The organism is Mycobacterium sp. IDUB_1, from assembly GCF_055419625.1.
Map to the genome: position 1 here is coordinate 151,762 of NZ_JBVAYA010000003.1, position 15,110 is coordinate 166,871.

The following is a 15,110-nucleotide window of genomic DNA, read 5'->3' on the forward strand; positions in this document are numbered from 1 at the left end:
GTTCGGCCAGCCGGTTCGGTCAGCCGAGATAGACGGGACCGGCGGGATAGCCGCCGCCCACCGTGGCGATGTGCACGTGGTTGTAGTGGTTGGCGTTGTCGGAGCCGAGATCGGTCATGCCGTGCGGAGTGCCGTGCGCCGGATACATCGTCTGCCGCCAGATCACGTGCGCCACTCCGAGCCGGTCGGCGTTGCTCAATGCGAACGCCACGATGGCGTCGCCGAGAGCGATGCCGTCGGGGGAGCTGTAGTCGGGGATCATCACGTCGACGGCCAGGCCGTCGGGGTGCCACCTCAGCGAGTCGGGGCGGACCCCGCCGATGCTCTGGATCTCGGGGAAGATCGCGCTGACCGCGCGGGCGACCAGGATGGTCTTCACCTGCATGCCCGCCTCGGAGCCGACCGTGCCGGGCAGCGCCGCATCGAGGGTGCGGTGCATCGACCGCGAGCTCGCAAGCCGCAGGCCCTCGTCGGCGGGGGTGCTGCGGTAGTCGGCGATCGGCGACGCGAGAGCGATGACCGAGGCACAGCACGGCGCTGCCGTCGGGGGCTCGGCGGCGGGGGGTGAATCCGGGGTGTGGATCGAATCGGCTCCGGAGCAGAGCAGCGCCAGCGCGGGCAGGACAACTGCAGCGGCAGGCGCCGCCCACCGATGGCGGCGCTTAGAAGCTAAGCGGTGTCTACCCACGGGCCTGCACGTTACCGCGCCAACGGGGGTGTCCAGCAAATTCGGGGTGGCGCCGACCGGTAAGGAGCCGGATCGCCCGATAGGCAGCCACCGGCTCGAAGCCGCTGGTCACACGCTTGGCGCGCGAGATCTGGCCGTCGGCGTTAGGCTCCCCGTCGGCGGCTTCGTATGGCCGGTGTAACACCGGTTCTGGGTCGCCCGATGAACCACAGACACCGGCTTCGACACCCGAAGGAGATGCCGTGGGCGCAGTTCTGGGGTTGTCGTTGACCAGCACCGAGGTGACCTGGGCGCTGGTGAACGAAGCCGACCGCACTGTCGTCGACCACGACTCATTGGAGTTCGATGCAGGCACCGATGTCGATACCGACATCGCCCGCCTCGCCGCCCGCGGCGGCCACGGCCTGGCTCGGGCATGCGGGCTCGACGTCGATCGGCTGCGCCTGGTGTGGACCCCCGACGCCGAAGCGTGTGGGCGGCGGTTGCGCACCGACCTGAGCACACTCGGCGTGACCGTCGACGCCGTGCCGCTGGCATGCGCGACCCGCGTGCTCATCGATCCTGACGACAGCGACATGCCACCCCTGGTGGCACTGGCCTACGGCGCGGCGCTGGCCGACGTCGACCCCGCCGAGGCGATCACCGTGGCGCTGCCCCGTGTCGTCGCGCGTCGAAAGCGACCCACCCGGGTGCTCGCCGCCGCGATGGGGGTGGCTGCTGCGGCCGCCGTCGGCGTCGTCTTCCTGACCGCCGGATCGGTGCCCGACGTCGCACCGGCAGCGGCCAGTGCGCCGGCCGCCGACCCGGGATGGGTCAGTGTCACCGCGCCGGTCGACGCTGCTGCGGAGCCGGCGCGCAAGATCGTCACCGCCCCGTCGCCGACATATTCCGCCGTTCCCGCCTATGTGGCAGCGCCAGTTACTGCAGCTCCGGTCGCTGCGCCGGCGCCCGCGGCTCTCGCCGCATCGGCAGCCGTCCCGGCCGTCGACGCGCTTCCGCCACCCGACGCACTACCCGGCCCCGCGCCGACTTCGACCCCCGAGACGCCGGCCATCGAAGCGCTCCCGCAGACGGCCGTCGACGCGGCGGCTCCGTCGGCCGAACCGCATCTCCCTGTCTCCGCTCAACAGCACCTGCCCGGTGCGGAGCCGCTCCTCGCGCCGCTGCCCGGCCCTGAAGCCGAGACGCCTGCGCTGCCCGAACCGGAGATGACAGTTCCGGTGAATGTGTTCACCGCGGTGCCCTGACGCGTTACCGTCGAGGCCGTGACAGCGGTCCCGCAGATGGCACGTGACGACCTCGTCGGGTTGGCGCGTGGCATGAGAGAACTGGTGCGTGAGCAGGCTGCCGAGTCGGAGCGCCAGCGCACGCTGAGCCGCAGCGTCGTCGATGCAATGTGGTCGACGGGTCTGATGTCGGCATTCAACCCTGCGCCTGCAGGTGGCGCAGAGCCGTCGTTTGCCCAGATGATCGAGACCTGGATCGAAATGGCTTGGCAGGACGGTTCTTTTGGCTGGGTCGGGATCGCGAATCTGCCATCGTCGTTCGCCGCCGCCACGTATCTGCCCGATGACGGTTTCGCGGAGGTGTTCAGCGCGAACGACAACCACGTCACGATGGGCGGGCAGTTCTTCCCGAATGGCCAGGGCGTCGCGGTCGACGGCGGATACCGGCTCACCGGCTCGTGGAGTTTCGGTTCCGGTACCGGGCACGCCGAGTACGTCGCCGCGGGTTTCCTGCCGATGGTCGACGGCGAGATGCAGTGGATCAGCGAGGGCGTGCCCGACATGCGGGTGGCGATCGTGCCGCGTGCCGACGTCGAGTTCACCGACGGCTGGCATGTGCAGGGGCTCAAGGCGACCGGCTCCTATGACTACGCCATCACCGACGTGTTCGTGCCGCACGGCCGCACGTTCGCGCTCTTCACCCGGGAACCGCGACGGGGGACGTCGCCCGCCACGCGGATGGGCATGATGCCGGTGACCGCCGCCGGACATGCTGCCTGGGCGCTGGGGGTGGCCAAGAGCATGCTCGACGACGTCGCCGAACTGGCCGCCACGAAGTTCCGGATGAGCGACATGGCCGCGCTCGCGACGCGACCGACGTTCCAGAAGGGGCTCGCCCGGCACGTCGCCGCGTGGCGGGCGGCCCGACTGCTGGTCCTCGACGCGTTCGGCACCGCGGAGGCTGCGGTCGCCGCCGGCGATGAGCTCACCCCTACGATGCGGGCCGACATGCGCGTGGCCGCCGTGCACGCCACCGACACCGCCCGCGAATGCGCCGAATGGGCGCACCTGGCCGCGGGCACGACGGCGATTCGCGAGGGCAGCCGCCTCGAGCGCGCGTTCCGCGACATCTACACGGGCACCCAGCACGCGTTCATCAGCGAGAAGGTCGCGATCGACGCGGCATCGGTGTGGCTCGGCATCGTCGAGGACCAGTTCGGACTCTGACTCAGCCTGTTCATGGTTCGTAGGGCTGGTACCACCACCAGTTGGCGCGTTCGCCGGTGGGCCCGGAACAGGGTGCGACGTCCGGTGGGGGTTGGGTGGGTGGCCGGGCCAGGGAGGCTGAGGTGAGGGTGTGGCCGGCGGCGTCGGTGACGACGAGGTGGTCGGCGGGTCCGGTGATCGTGATCAGGCCGCGGTGATGGGCCCGAAGGTGATACGGGCAGACCAGCGCGAGATTCCACAGTTCGGTGGGTCCGCCGTCTTCCCAGTGCACGAGGTGGTGAGCGTGCAGCGCCCGGGTGGCCCCGCAGCCGGGCATCACACAACAGCGATCACGATGTTCCACGGCGCGGCGCAGCCGCCGGTTCACCGTGCGAGTCGTCCGCCCGGCCCCGATCACCCGCCCGTCGCGGTGCACCCACGCCTCACACGTCGCATCACAGGACAAGTACCGACGATCGGCGTCACTTAGCAGCGGCCCCAGATGCAGCGCGGCCACCCGGGTGGCGGCGTCGACGTGCACCACCACGGTGGTGCGCTGCCCGTGCGGACGCGCCGCCGCCTCGGCGTCCCAGCTCGCGTCGACCAGCCGCAGAAACGCCGCCGCGGTAGTCGGCATCGCCGCCCGCCCGTCGGGGTCGGCGGCCGTCCACTCGGTGATCAGTGCATCGCGATGCGAGGCCAGCGCCGCCTCGAACGCGGCGGCCTCGACATGGGGCAGCGCGATCTGCCAATAGGTGTACTGCTCATCGGAGGTCGAGGTGATCGACACCTGCGGCCCCGGATCGACGACGGGCACGCCGTCCTCATCCTCTGCCTCGTCGTCGGGCCGCGGTTCCGGGATGGGTTTGGGTTGCATCTTCAACGCGGTCCGCAACTGAGACACCGTCGCGCATCGGGCCATGGTCGCGAAATGGGCGTCGGAGCCGGGAAGACCGTGTTCGGCGATCACCCCGACCTGATCCACGGAGAACCGACCCTGTGCCAGACCCTCGACACACTGCGGGAATTCGTCGTAGCGGGCCGCAATCGCCGCGATCGTCTGCCCCCGCGACCGCGACACCCCCGCTTTCCACGCCACCCAGCCCGCCGTCGACCGCGCCCCGGCCGCCGCCCACAACTCATCGCGGTCGATCTCCGCGGCGATCTCCACGATCCGCGCATCGATCGCGTTACGCTGCCCCGTCAGCTCCGCCAACTCCTCATGCAGCACCGACAACCGCTCATCGATTGCCAGCGAACTGCTCGGAGACATGACCCCAATCTCCCAACAGCCACTGACAATTCGGCCCGACAGACGAGCTAGCTGGGGATCAAATCGGCGTTGGGGACAACTCGCCCACGGTGATGAGGTCGGAGAGGACCTGGGTCCACAGCGGGCGGTGCACGCGGTGCTGATCGGCGACGGTGAAGCCGGCGTCGGTGAACAGCCGTCGCATCGCCGCCGGATCCGGCGCTTCATACGCCGGCAGCCGTACCGCGGCCAGCATCTCGACCGGCACCAGTCGGCGCGGACTCAGCGTCGCGACCGCCGCGACACCACCGGGCGAGAGCACCCGACGGAACTCCCGCAGTGCCGCAGGCTGATTGAACCAGTGGAACGCCGACGTGCTCACCACCGCGTCGAGGCTGCCGTCGGCGAACGGCAGCTGCTCGGCCGGCGCCCGCAGCCAGTTCACCTTTGTCGAGCGCCGCTGGGCCTCGGCAAGCATGCCGTCAGACAGATCCACTCCGCTGACCTCGGCGCCCGTCACCTCACGAGCGATCCGGTCGGCGAGAATCCCTGTGCCGCAACCGACATCGGCGATCTGCCGGGCGCCGCGAGCCTGCAGCAGCGCGATCATCTCGTCCTGGGCCGGCCGGTACACCCACCGCTGCACCACGGCGGTGTCATAGACCGGCGCCGCGACACTCCAGAACCCGGTGACCGCCTCGTTGAACCGTCTCCGAGCGGCCGACGGCACGGTTAGCGGGCCGCGTCGAGAACGGGCAGCTTCTCCGGGCAGTACGTGCGCAGACCCGCACCGATGAACTGGTAGGTCTGCTCTGTGGTGGTGCCCTTCTCCATGTTCATCTGGATGAAGCGCGCCGTGGCGAACACATCGGGGTCCACGCCGGTGTAGAGCCGCTTACACATGATCTTGCCGATCCAGGCGTTGTAGTCCTTCTGCCCATAGATCCCGTAGACGTGTAGCTCGTTGGCGAAATCGGTGTCCGGGTCGGCCGTCGCGGGCGCCGCGGTACCCAACGCTCCCGCCGTCAACACCGCCGCAGCGATCCCCATCAGAACTCGCTTCATACCCTCACTCCTTCTGCCGGATCACTTTGCAAGCCACCGGGTCTCGGCCACGGCGCCGGAACGGGACGCCGTCGCACCCGTTGCGGCCACCAGAACCACGGGCCCATCAGCGCGGCGATCGCGGGCGTCATGAACGCTCGGATCACCAACGTGTCGAACAGCAGCCCCAGCCCGATCGTCGTACCGACCTGCCCGATGATGGTCAGCTCGCTGACCGCCATCGACATCATCGTAAGCGCGAACACCAGCCCTGCGGCCGTGACGACCGAACCGCTGCCGCCCATCGCACGGATGATGCCCGTGCCGATGCCGGCGTGGATCTCCTCCTTCAGGCGGGACACCAGCAGCAGGTTGTAGTCCGCACCGACCGCGAGAAGGATGATCACCGCCATCGCCAGCACCATCCAGTGCAGCGGCTGACCCAGTATGTGCTGCCAGAACAGCACCGACAGACCGAACGAGGCGCCCAGCGAGATCACCACCGTGCCGACGATCACCGCTGACGCGACGACGGCGCGGGTGAGGATCAGCATGATGATGAAGATCAGGCCCAGCGCGGAGATACCCGCGATCAACAGGTCGTAGTTGTTGCCGTCCTTCATGTCCTTGAAGGTGGCCGCGGTACCGCCGAGGTAGACCTTCGAGCCCTCCAGCGGGGTGCCCTTGATCGCCTCCTTCGCGGCGTTCTTGATCTTGTCGATCCGCGCGATGCCCTCGGGCGTCAGCGGATCACCCTCGTGGGCGATGATGAACCGCACCGACTTGCCGTCGGGGGAGAGGAACTGCTCCAGCCCGCGCTGGAAGTCCTTGTTGTCGAAGATCTCCGGGGGCAGATAGAACGAGTCGTCGTTCATGGAGTTGTCGAATGCCTCACCCATGGCGTCCGCATCCTCCTGCTGCGCCGCCATCTGGTCCTGCATGCCCTTCTGCGACTGGTACATCGTCAGCATCATGGTCTTCATCGTCTTCATCGTGGAGATCATCTCGGGCATCAACGCGACCATCTGCGGCATCAACGTGTCGAGCCGCTCCATCTCCGGGATGATCTCTTTGAAGTCGTCGGTCATCACGTTGATGCCGTCGAGGGTGTCGAACACCGATCGAATCGCCCAGCAGACCGGGATGTTGTAGCAGTGCGGTTCCCAGTAGAAGTAGTTGCGGATCGGCCGGAAGAAGTCGTCGAAGTTCGCGATGCTGTCTCGCAGCGCCTCGATGTCGACGTACATCCCCTTCATCTTGGTCACCATCGAGTGGGTGACTTCCGACATCTGCTTGGTCAGGGTGGACATCTTCTCCATCGTGGCGATGGTCTTGTCCATCTCGGCGGCCTGATCCAGCATGTCGCCCATCCGGTCCTGCATGTACTTCTGGTTCAGGCGCTGCGTAGTGCCCTGCATGCTCATCTGGAACGGGATCGACGTGTGCTTGATTGGCTTGCCGTCGGGCCGGGTGATGGCCTGCACGCGGGCGATGCCCTCGACCCGGAACAGCGCCTTGGCGATCTTGTCGATGACCAGGAAGTCCGCGGAATTGCGCATGTCGTGATCGCTTTCGATCATCAGCAATTCCGGGTTCATCCGGGCCTGCGAGAAGTGCCGGTCGGCGGCGGCGTAGCCCTCGTTGGCCGGCAGATCGGCGGGCAGGTAGTTCCGGTCGTTGTAGTTGGTCTGGTAGCCGGGCAAAGTCAGCAACCCGACGAGCGACAGCGCGATGGCGCCCACCAGGATCGGCCCGGGCCACCGCACGATCGCGGCGCCGATCTTGCGCCAACCGCGAATCCGCATGGCGCGCTTGGGCTCGAGGAGGCCGAAGCGGGTGGCCAGCGAGATGATCGCCACCATGAGCACGACACCGGCGAGCACGACGATGACCATGCCGATGGCCAGCGGTACGCCGAGGGTCTGGAAATAGGGAAGCCGGGTGAAGCTGAGGCAGAACGTCGCGCCGGCGATCGTCAGGCCCGACCCGAGCACGACGTGCGCGGTGCCGTGGAACATCGTGTAGAACGCGGTCTCTTTGTCTTCGCCGACACTGCGCGCCTCTTGATAGCGACCTATCAGGAAGATCGCGTAGTCGGTGGCCGCGGCTATCGCCAGCGTGACGAGCAGGTTGGTGGCGAACGTCGAGAGCCCGATGATGTCGTGGAAGCCGAGGAAGGCCACCAGCCCGCGCGCGGTCGCCAGCGACAGCACCACCATCACGAGCGTGATCAGCACCGTGACGATCGAGCGGTACACCAACAGCAACATGATGATGATGACGGTGAAGGTCGCCGCCTCGATCATCCGCATACTGCGGTCACCCGCGATGTGCTGATCGGCTGCCAGCGCGGCCGGCCCGGTGACATAAGCCTTCACACCCGGCGGCGGCGGCACGGTCTCGACGATCTTCTGGACCGCCTCGACCGACTCGTTCGCCAGCGATTCACCCTGGTTGCCGGCGATCTTCACCTGGACGTAGGCGGCCTTACCGTCATTGCTGGTGGAACCCGCCGCCGTCAGCGGATCGCTCCAGAAGTCCTGCACCGACTGCACATGCGTGGTGTCGGCCTCGAGCTTCTTGACCAGCTGGTCGTACCAGGCGTGGGCCTCGTCGCCCAACGGCTTGTCGCCCTCGAAGACGATCATCACCGAGCTGTCGGAGTCGCCCTCCTCGAACGCCTGACCGACCTTCTTCATCGAGATCAGCGACGGCGCGTCGTCGGGGCTCATGGACACCGCACGCATCTGCCCGACTTCCTCGAGCTGCGGCACCACGGTGTTCAAGATGATGATGACCGCGACCCAGCCGAGAACGATCGGCAGCGCCAGCGTGCGGATCAGGCGGGGGATGAGCGGCCGGTGCGCACGAGCAGGAGGGTGGGCGTCGGTCGGAGCGCCGTCGACAGGTGCGCTCATGCCGACTTCACGAAGCAGAAGGTCTGGGCGTTGAGCCCGTCGGTGGTCTTCTCGTCACGGAGCTCGTCGTCGACCAGGATCCGGCACGTGATCGACCCGCCGTCACCCTGGGCGACGATGTTCGGGGCCGCGGACGGTTCGGTGGTCGACAGCGTCAGCGACCACGGCAGCGCAGCGTTGTCGACGCGCTGCGGCTTTGCATCGAGATCCAGATAGTTGATGTCGGCGTAGCTGCCGGTGCCGGTGATCTCGTACCGGACCACCTTGGGATCGAACGGCTCGGGAAGGTCGGCGAAATTACGTGGCGTCTCGATGATGCCCTCGGAGCCGAAGAAGGTCCGGATGCGGGACACTGTCAGGCCGGCAACGACGACGACAAACACGATCAGCAGGGGCAGCCACACTTTTCTGGCAACCTTCATCACGACCCGTGTCTCCCGATCTGTCCCCGGCATGTGCCGCGCAATGTAACCCCTGGCCTCGTACGATTCCGCCGATAGTAACTTAGCCGGTATAACTTCTCACCGGACACACAGTAGAGCAAGTCTGTGTGGTGCCGCTAACTACTTCGTCGCCGGTGCGCTGTGCGTCACACGAGGGAAAGATGCCCCTTTATTGCGGGGTGTCGCCACCGGCCTCGGTGTCTGAATTCGCGGTGTCCGACTCCGCGGTGTCTGAATTCGCGGTGTCCGACTTTGCGGCGTCCAGCACGCTGACCGCGATGCCGTAGGGAAGGAAGCGGACCCGACGGGTCGGGTCGGTGTTGTCCTTGTTGGCGCGCAGCGCGTCCAACTCCGTCGGGAACACCTGCTCGATGTGCGCCCCGCCGGACGGGTCGACGGTGAAGATCGCCCACACCCCGTCGCCGGTCTCACCGGCCGTCTCTGGCCGACGCGGGCGGCCGCCGCGCGCCAGGTCGTCGAACAGCACCGACCAGCCGGCACGTTCGCCCGACGTCGTCATGAACTTGCCCAACGCGTCACGCAGGCCGTCGCCGGCGTCACGGATCACTCGGTCGAAGTCCTCCGGATCGAAGCCGAAAGGTCCGTTACCGCTCATGGTCGTCCTCCTCGCCAGGCTGTGGCGCGCACAGCAGATGCATCCAGTGTGCCTGCGACGGCCGGGACAGTCGACTGCCCGGGGGTCTGAGTGGTAGGCAACGCCTATGGCCTCTCTGCGCGCCGACGTGCTGTCGGCCGCCCAGCGTTCCCTCGCCGCGGCAGGCGCGCACGACCGCGCCGGGTGGTTGGGGTTGTTCACCGATGACGGCAGGGTCGAAGATCCGGTCGGATCCTCGCCGCACCGGGGCCGCGCCGCGATCGGACACTTCTACGACACCTTCATCGGCCCGCGCGACATCGCCTACGACCTCGACGCGGACCTTGTCGCCGGCGCGACGGTGCTGCGCGACCTCACCCTGGTGATCCGGATGTCGCCGACGCTGACCATGCAGGTCCCCGCCTACATCCGTTACGACACGTCGGACACCGCAGCTGGACTGCGGATCGCCGCTCTGTCCGCCTACTGGGAACTGCCCGCGATGATCCGCCAGTTTCTCCGCGGCGGCACCCAGGCGTTACCCGCCGGCCTGGCTTTGAGCCGCGCAATGGTGAGCCACCAGGGTGTGCGCGGCAGCGCGGGGTTCCTGCGCGGGTTCGGCGGTGTGGGCAGCGGGATCGGGACAGCGTTCGGGCGGTGTCTCGACGACGCCTGCGCCGGTGACGAAGTGGGGTTGCGGCGGCGCACCGCCGGCGTCGAGATCACCACCGGGGACGACGAGCCGCGCACCGCCTCCGACGTCGCACGGCTCCTCGCAGGCGGCCGCTGGGACAAGCGGATCCGCTCCGGCCGGTCCGTCGCGGCCCGGGTGCACACGGTCGACCGCCGGGCCGTCGTGATCGGGGAGTGCCGCGCTCGCGGCGCCGAACGCGCGGCGTTGACCCGGCTTCGGGTCTTCACCGACACCGCCTGAGGCCCGAGAAACGGCGGTGTTGTCGCCTCCGGCGCGGTGGACGTGAGAACGTAGCAGGACCATGAACACCACCTCTGACGCTCCGACGACCTACATGAGCTACGAAGAGTTCGGCCGGCGGTTCTTCGAGGTCGCGGTGACCGAAGAGCGGGTGGGCGAAGCGATCGGCCAGATCGCCGGCGAGGCTTTCGAAATGGGCCCGATCGCCCAGGGGCCGGGCAAGCTCGCCAAGGTGACCGCCAAGGTGCGCATCCTGACGCCGCGGGTCAACCGGCGGGTGGCCGAGGAGATCACGTTCGCGATCCGCATTCCGTTGGAGATCGACATGGTGGTCGACCTGCGGATCGACAAGCCCAGGTTCATGGTGTTCGGCGAGATCTCGCTGCGCGCCGTAGCGCGCGCCGCCGAGCCGCTGCTGCTGATCATCGATGTCGAGAAACCGCGCGCCACCGATATCGCGATCCATGTGACCTCGAAATCGCTGCGCGGAGAAGTCGTGCGCATCATCGGGGGCGTGGACGCCGAGATCCGGCGGTTCATCGCCGCGCACGTCGCGGGCGAGATCGACAGCCCGGAGTCGCAGAAGGCCAAGGTGATCGACGTCGCGAACGAGCTCGACACGACATGGACGGGAATCTGAGCCGGGAATCTGAGCCGGGAATCTGAGCCAGGGTCAGCCGACCAGCTGAGCCAGCGCCGGACGCCTGGGACCGCGCGTATCGCTCAGCGATCGGCCACGCAGGTGGTTCCACAGGTAGGGCATCAGCATGTTCCGCGTCCAGAGCAGTTGAGAGTAGGTCCGCGAGCGCAGCGACGGCGGCGGGGCGGTGGGGTCCGCGGTGGCCCAGTCGTGGGAGCTGCCCGGCAGTCCGAGCGCTTCGGCGGCCGCCTCGGCGAACAGGTGGTGTCCGCGCGGGGAGCCGTGCACCCGGTCCGGGCTCCACGTGTCGGGCTGCGTCATCGACGGCGCTCCGTACAGGTCGACCAGCGCGAAGCCGTGCCGCTCGGACGCCGCACGGATGACCTCGTTGATCGCCAGCACCCTGGCGCCGAGCACCCGCCCGATCGGCAGGATGCGGGCCAGGTCGGGGAACGTCGTCGTCACCACCGTCGCCCCGGAGCCGGCCAGCGCGCGGTGCACCTCCCGCAGCTGGGTCAGTGCCCGCTCGAAACCCGTTCCGGGACGGGTCATGTCGTTCATACCGATGCAGAGGGTGACCAGATCTGCGTTCATGTCCAGCGCAGCGGGCAGCTGGACGTCGGCAACATCGCGGATCTGGTTACCGCGCACTGCCAGATTGGCGTACTGCAGACCCGGGCAGAGCGCATCGAGCCGCTCGGCCAGGCGATCGGCGAAACCCCGCAGGCCTGTCGCGTCGTCGCCGTCCCACAGCCCCTCGGTCTGGCTGTCGCCGAGGGCGACGAAGCGGGCGTACCCGATGTGACCGGCCACGGCAGAAGACTCTAACGCGACCTGCCGACCCTGGTCAGGTTGAGCACCATGCCGACGCTGAGTCCGGTGATGGTGTCCTCCAAGCGTTTCCGGTCCAAGTCGGTACGCCACTGGGGCAGCGTTCCCGTCACCCGCACCACCTTGGGTGCGAATTCGACACCGGTCAGAGTCAGGCCGTGGGCCAGCTCGGGCAGCCGCACCGGGTAGGCGGGAGTGCGCGCGGGCAGCCGCCAGCGCCGGGCGCCCAGCGCCACCGTATGGGCCTGCAGCCACAGCGTCGAACCGTCGACACTCACATCGACTTCGACATGGCCGAACCGGGGCCGGCGAGCGAACCGGATGCGGGCCACCCCGTCGTCACCGACGTCGCCGGACAACCGCGGCGCGGCGCGGCCGAACATGTCGTCGACCATCGGCGCCGGCACCTCCAACGTCACCTCCACCGGCGCGGCCACCAGCGTCGGCGGTGCGCCGGGCCGGAGGTGAACGTTGTGCAAGACCACGGTTGCGGTGTTGAGAATGCCTTCCTGCCAACGGATGTCGGAGGCCACCAATCGGACGTCGGTGAGCTGGCCGACAGAAAGGCCGTGCACGTCGAGCCGGGAATCGAAACGGGTGACGGTCAGGGTGAGATCGCCGTCGTCCAGACGCACTGTCAGGCGCCTTCCCAGAACGAGACGGCGCACCGTCACGAACAGTGTGCGATAGGCGGCCGCGGCGCCGCTGTTGACCGGCACCATGGTGGTCGCCGACCACAACGAGGTGAGCATGCGCCGCGTGGGACGGGTCATCGCCTCCATCCTTACACGGGCTATCGTCGGCTGTGATTTCCCGCAAGCCTTCCCGCAGCGCCGGCCTCCTGCTCTACCGCCACGGCAGCGACGAACTCGAGGTGCTCCTCGGCCATCCGGGCGGGCCGTTCTGGGCGCGCAAGGACGACGGCGCATGGTCGATCCCGAAGGGCGAGTACGACGACGGGGAGGACCCGTGGGCGGCCGCACAACGCGAGTTCACCGAAGAGATCGGCATGCCGCCGCCGGCCGGACCCCGCATCGACCTGCCGCCGGTACGGCAGGCCGGCGGCAAGATCGTCACCGCATTCGCAGTGAAGGGCGATCTCGACGTCCGAGGTGCCGTCAGCAACACGTTCACGATGGAGTGGCCGCCCCGCTCGGGGCGGATGGCGGAGTTTCCGGAACTCGACAGGATCGCGTGGTGGGGTCTGGAGGTCGCACGCGAAAAACTGCTGAAAAGTCAACGGCCGCTGCTCGATGCGCTCGTCGAGGCCCTCGGCTAGAGGTCGAGCGTCAGTGCTCCGTGGCCCCGGGACACGCACGTCAGCATCATGGCCGCGTCACGCTCGGGGTCGGTGAGCAACGTGTCGCGATGGTCCACCTCGCCGGCGAGCACCCGGACCCGGCAGGTTCCGCAGAACCCCTGCTGGCACGAGTACGGTGCCGCGATCCCGGCCCGCTGCAACGCCGTCAGCAGGGTCTCCTGTGCGCCCACGCTGATCGTCGCGCCCGTCGACGCCACGCTGACCTCGAACGGGGTGCCATTCTGCACGGGGGGTGCGGCGAACCGCTCGAAGTGCAGTTCCACGTCGGCGCGGTCCACCAGCGCCGCGCGCACCGCCGTCAGCATCGGTGCCGGGCCACAGGCATAGACTGCGGTGCCGGCCGGGCAGTCACCGAGAAGTATTGCTGCCGACGGTAATCCGTTCACGTCATCGGTACGGATCTCGACCGGCGCCCCGAAGTCCGCCACCTCGCCGAGGAACGGCAGGCTGTCGCGGCTGCGCCCGGTGTAGATCATCGACCACTCCACGCCGAGGTACCGCACCGCCCGCAGCATCGGCAGGATCGGGGTGATGCCGATGCCGCCGGCGATGAATCGCACACGGCGCGTGGGGGATCCGTGCCCGGGTACGGTCAGCGGGAACGCGTTGCGCGGGCCGTGGGTGTGTACCACCGCGCCGACGGGCAGTGCGTCGTGACACTCGATCGAACCGCCGCCACCGTCAGGGATGCGGCGCACTGCGATGCGGTACTCGCCGGAGGTGGCCGGGTCACCGCACAACGAATACTGGCGAATACGGCCACTGGGCAGATGCACGTCCAGGTGGGCACCCGGATACCAGCGGGGGAGTGCGGCGCCGTCGACCGCGGCCAGCGTCAACTCGACGACGTCCTGATCGCGGGCGACCACCCGGCGGCCGCGCACCGTGAGGGCCAGAGTCGGCTGCCCCTGACTGCTCGGCGGACGGATCTGGCGCGTCGCGGTCACGGAGAACAACCGCGCGAGACCCGCGCCGGCGAGCGCCAGTACCGGGTCGTGGCGGCTGCGGCCCGACGCACTGGGCGGCGTCTGCCGGTAGTGCTTGCCCAGCACGGACATCACTGATGAGCCGCACGCGCTGCCGGCGAACTCGCCAGATAGGCGACCGCCTGGGCGGTGGACCCGAACTGCTCCGGCGAGTAACCGCGCCGGAAGTAGGTCAGCGTGCTCGACCCGAACAGCGAGCTGTAGCGGGGCAGCAGGCCGAGTTTGGAGTCGCGCATCCGCATGCGATTGAAGCCCCACCACGTCGTCGTGACATCCGGGTCGGTCTTGACCAGGTACCACGCGGTGCGCTGGAAGAACACGAACAGCATGGACGCGGCGATCGTCATCGCGCGGATCCGAGCGAGGTAGCTGTCGTGGAAGTAGGTCGCGACATCGTGGGCGACGCTGCGGTGCTCGACTTCCTCGCTACCGTGCCAGCGGAACAGATCGGTCAGTGTGGGATCGGCGCCGTGCTGGTCCCAGGTGCAGTTCAGCGCGAAATCGCCCATCACCGCGGTGTAGTGCTCGATCGCGGCGATGAGCCACAGCCGCTCACAGAGGTGGTTCAGGCGCACGTCGGGGTCGGGCGAGTCGATCGGTGCGAGCACCCGGGAGAAGACGTGCTCGACCTGGGCGAGGATCGGCTCCGGATCGACGCCGCGTTCGACCATGAAGTCGTGCAGGATCGCGTCGTGCACGTCGGCGTGGGTGGCCTCCTGTCCGATGAACCCGCGGATGTCGTCCGCGAGATGCGGGTCCTCGACCATGGGCAGCGCCTCGTTGAAGGTCTGCACGAACCAGCGCTCACCGGCAGGTAGCACGAGATTCAGCACGCTGATCACGTGAGAGGCGGCCGGATGGCCCGGAATCCAGTGCAGCGGAACATCGCTGACGTCGAAGGTGACCTTGCGGGCCTGGATCTGCACGGGCCCGGGATCGATGTCGTCGACGCGCACGGCGTCGCGGCGGGGTCGCAGCATGACCGAGAGTTTACGACGAACCTCGCGATTGGTGGGACCGCGGGTC

At 68.2% G+C, this 15,110-nt stretch carries 16 protein-coding genes; 5 read left to right on the forward strand and 11 right to left on the reverse strand.

All coding sequences use genetic code 11. The features are described from left to right. Window positions 1–19: 19 nt before the first annotated feature. On the reverse strand, window positions 20–688 hold the full coding sequence (locus tag ACZYYX_RS18100; RefSeq protein WP_463815977.1) for a hypothetical protein: 669 nt from the start codon (window positions 686–688) through the stop codon (window positions 20–22). Window positions 689–930: 242 nt separating this feature from the next. Between ACZYYX_RS18100 and ACZYYX_RS18105 the strand changes: the two genes are divergently transcribed. Next, entirely contained in the window at window positions 931–1,935 is a 1,005-nt protein-coding gene (locus ACZYYX_RS18105; RefSeq protein ID WP_463815978.1) for a DUF7159 family protein, read from the forward strand. A gap of 36 nt (window positions 1,936–1,971) precedes the next feature. Then, window positions 1,972–3,141, forward strand: a complete 1,170-nt coding sequence (locus tag ACZYYX_RS18110) for an acyl-CoA dehydrogenase family protein (protein WP_463816496.1) — start codon at window positions 1,972–1,974, stop codon at window positions 3,139–3,141. A 10-nt stretch (window positions 3,142–3,151) separates the two neighbouring features. Here the strand turns inward: ACZYYX_RS18110 and ACZYYX_RS18115 are convergent, their stop codons facing one another. The 6 genes from ACZYYX_RS18115 to ACZYYX_RS18140 all read right to left on the reverse strand — a co-directional run bounded on the left by ACZYYX_RS18115 (window position 3,152) and on the right by ACZYYX_RS18140 (window position 9,393). Beyond that, the gene (locus ACZYYX_RS18115) at window positions 3,152–4,393 is read right to left on the reverse strand and encodes an HNH endonuclease signature motif containing protein (protein WP_463815979.1); all 1,242 of its coding nucleotides are present in this window, start codon (window positions 4,391–4,393) and stop codon (window positions 3,152–3,154) included. Between the two features lie 58 nt (window positions 4,394–4,451). Then, window positions 4,452–5,102, reverse strand: coding sequence for a class I SAM-dependent methyltransferase (locus ACZYYX_RS18120; protein WP_463815980.1), 651 nt, complete (start codon window positions 5,100–5,102; stop codon window positions 4,452–4,454). A gap of 2 nt (window positions 5,103–5,104) precedes the next feature. Next, window positions 5,105–5,437: a DUF732 domain-containing protein gene (locus ACZYYX_RS18125; protein WP_463815981.1), complete on the reverse strand. Its 333-nt coding sequence runs from the start codon at window positions 5,435–5,437 to the stop codon at window positions 5,105–5,107. After that, entirely contained in the window at window positions 5,434–8,334 is a 2,901-nt protein-coding gene (locus ACZYYX_RS18130) for an MMPL/RND family transporter (protein ID WP_463815982.1), read from the reverse strand. Before ACZYYX_RS18130 ends, ACZYYX_RS18125 begins: the two co-directional genes overlap by 4 nt. Beyond that, window positions 8,331–8,756 (reverse strand): MmpS family transport accessory protein, encoded by a 426-nt coding sequence (locus ACZYYX_RS18135; RefSeq protein WP_463816497.1) that lies wholly within the window; start codon window positions 8,754–8,756, stop codon window positions 8,331–8,333. Before ACZYYX_RS18135 ends, ACZYYX_RS18130 begins: the two co-directional genes overlap by 4 nt. 190 nt (window positions 8,757–8,946) lie before the next feature. Then, window positions 8,947–9,393 carry a hypothetical protein gene (locus ACZYYX_RS18140; protein ID WP_463815983.1) on the reverse strand — a complete coding sequence of 149 codons (447 nt, stop codon included), beginning with the start codon at window positions 9,391–9,393 and terminating at the stop codon, window positions 8,947–8,949. 106 nt (window positions 9,394–9,499) lie between these two features. On the opposite strand from ACZYYX_RS18140, the gene ACZYYX_RS18145 reads away from it, so the two are divergent. Both ACZYYX_RS18145 and ACZYYX_RS18150 read left to right on the forward strand, forming a co-directional pair. Beyond that, window positions 9,500–10,306 carry a nuclear transport factor 2 family protein gene (locus ACZYYX_RS18145; protein ID WP_463815984.1) on the forward strand — a complete coding sequence of 269 codons (807 nt, stop codon included), beginning with the start codon at window positions 9,500–9,502 and terminating at the stop codon, window positions 10,304–10,306. A 61-nt stretch (window positions 10,307–10,367) separates the two neighbouring features. Next, window positions 10,368–10,946, forward strand: coding sequence for a hypothetical protein (locus ACZYYX_RS18150; RefSeq protein ID WP_463815985.1), 579 nt, complete (start codon window positions 10,368–10,370; stop codon window positions 10,944–10,946). 33 nt (window positions 10,947–10,979) lie between these two features. Here the strand turns inward: ACZYYX_RS18150 and ACZYYX_RS18155 are convergent, their stop codons facing one another. Together ACZYYX_RS18155 and ACZYYX_RS18160 are read right to left on the reverse strand one after the other, a co-directional pair. Beyond that, window positions 10,980–11,759 carry an SGNH/GDSL hydrolase family protein gene (locus ACZYYX_RS18155; RefSeq protein ID WP_463815986.1) on the reverse strand — a complete coding sequence of 260 codons (780 nt, stop codon included), beginning with the start codon at window positions 11,757–11,759 and terminating at the stop codon, window positions 10,980–10,982. Window positions 11,760–11,770: 11 nt separating this feature from the next. Continuing rightward, window positions 11,771–12,550 (reverse strand): hypothetical protein, encoded by a 780-nt coding sequence (locus ACZYYX_RS18160; protein WP_463815987.1) that lies wholly within the window; start codon window positions 12,548–12,550, stop codon window positions 11,771–11,773. Window positions 12,551–12,582: 32 nt separating this feature from the next. Here ACZYYX_RS18160 and ACZYYX_RS18165 point away from each other — a divergent pair, with 32 nt between their 5' ends. Beyond that, window positions 12,583–13,056 (forward strand): NUDIX hydrolase, encoded by a 474-nt coding sequence (locus ACZYYX_RS18165; RefSeq protein WP_463815988.1) that lies wholly within the window; start codon window positions 12,583–12,585, stop codon window positions 13,054–13,056. Here the strand turns inward: ACZYYX_RS18165 and ACZYYX_RS18170 are convergent. Together ACZYYX_RS18170 and ACZYYX_RS18175 are read right to left on the reverse strand one after the other, a co-directional pair. Then, a complete protein-coding gene (locus ACZYYX_RS18170) occupies window positions 13,053–14,156 on the reverse strand; it encodes a PDR/VanB family oxidoreductase (protein ID WP_463815989.1) in 1,104 nt (367 codons plus the stop codon). The genes ACZYYX_RS18165 and ACZYYX_RS18170 overlap by 4 nt on opposite strands. Next, window positions 14,156–15,064, reverse strand: coding sequence for a metal-dependent hydrolase (locus tag ACZYYX_RS18175; protein WP_463815990.1), 909 nt, complete (start codon window positions 15,062–15,064; stop codon window positions 14,156–14,158). The genes ACZYYX_RS18170 and ACZYYX_RS18175 overlap by 1 nt, the downstream gene beginning before the upstream one ends. Between the last annotated feature and the right edge of the window lie 46 nt (window positions 15,065–15,110).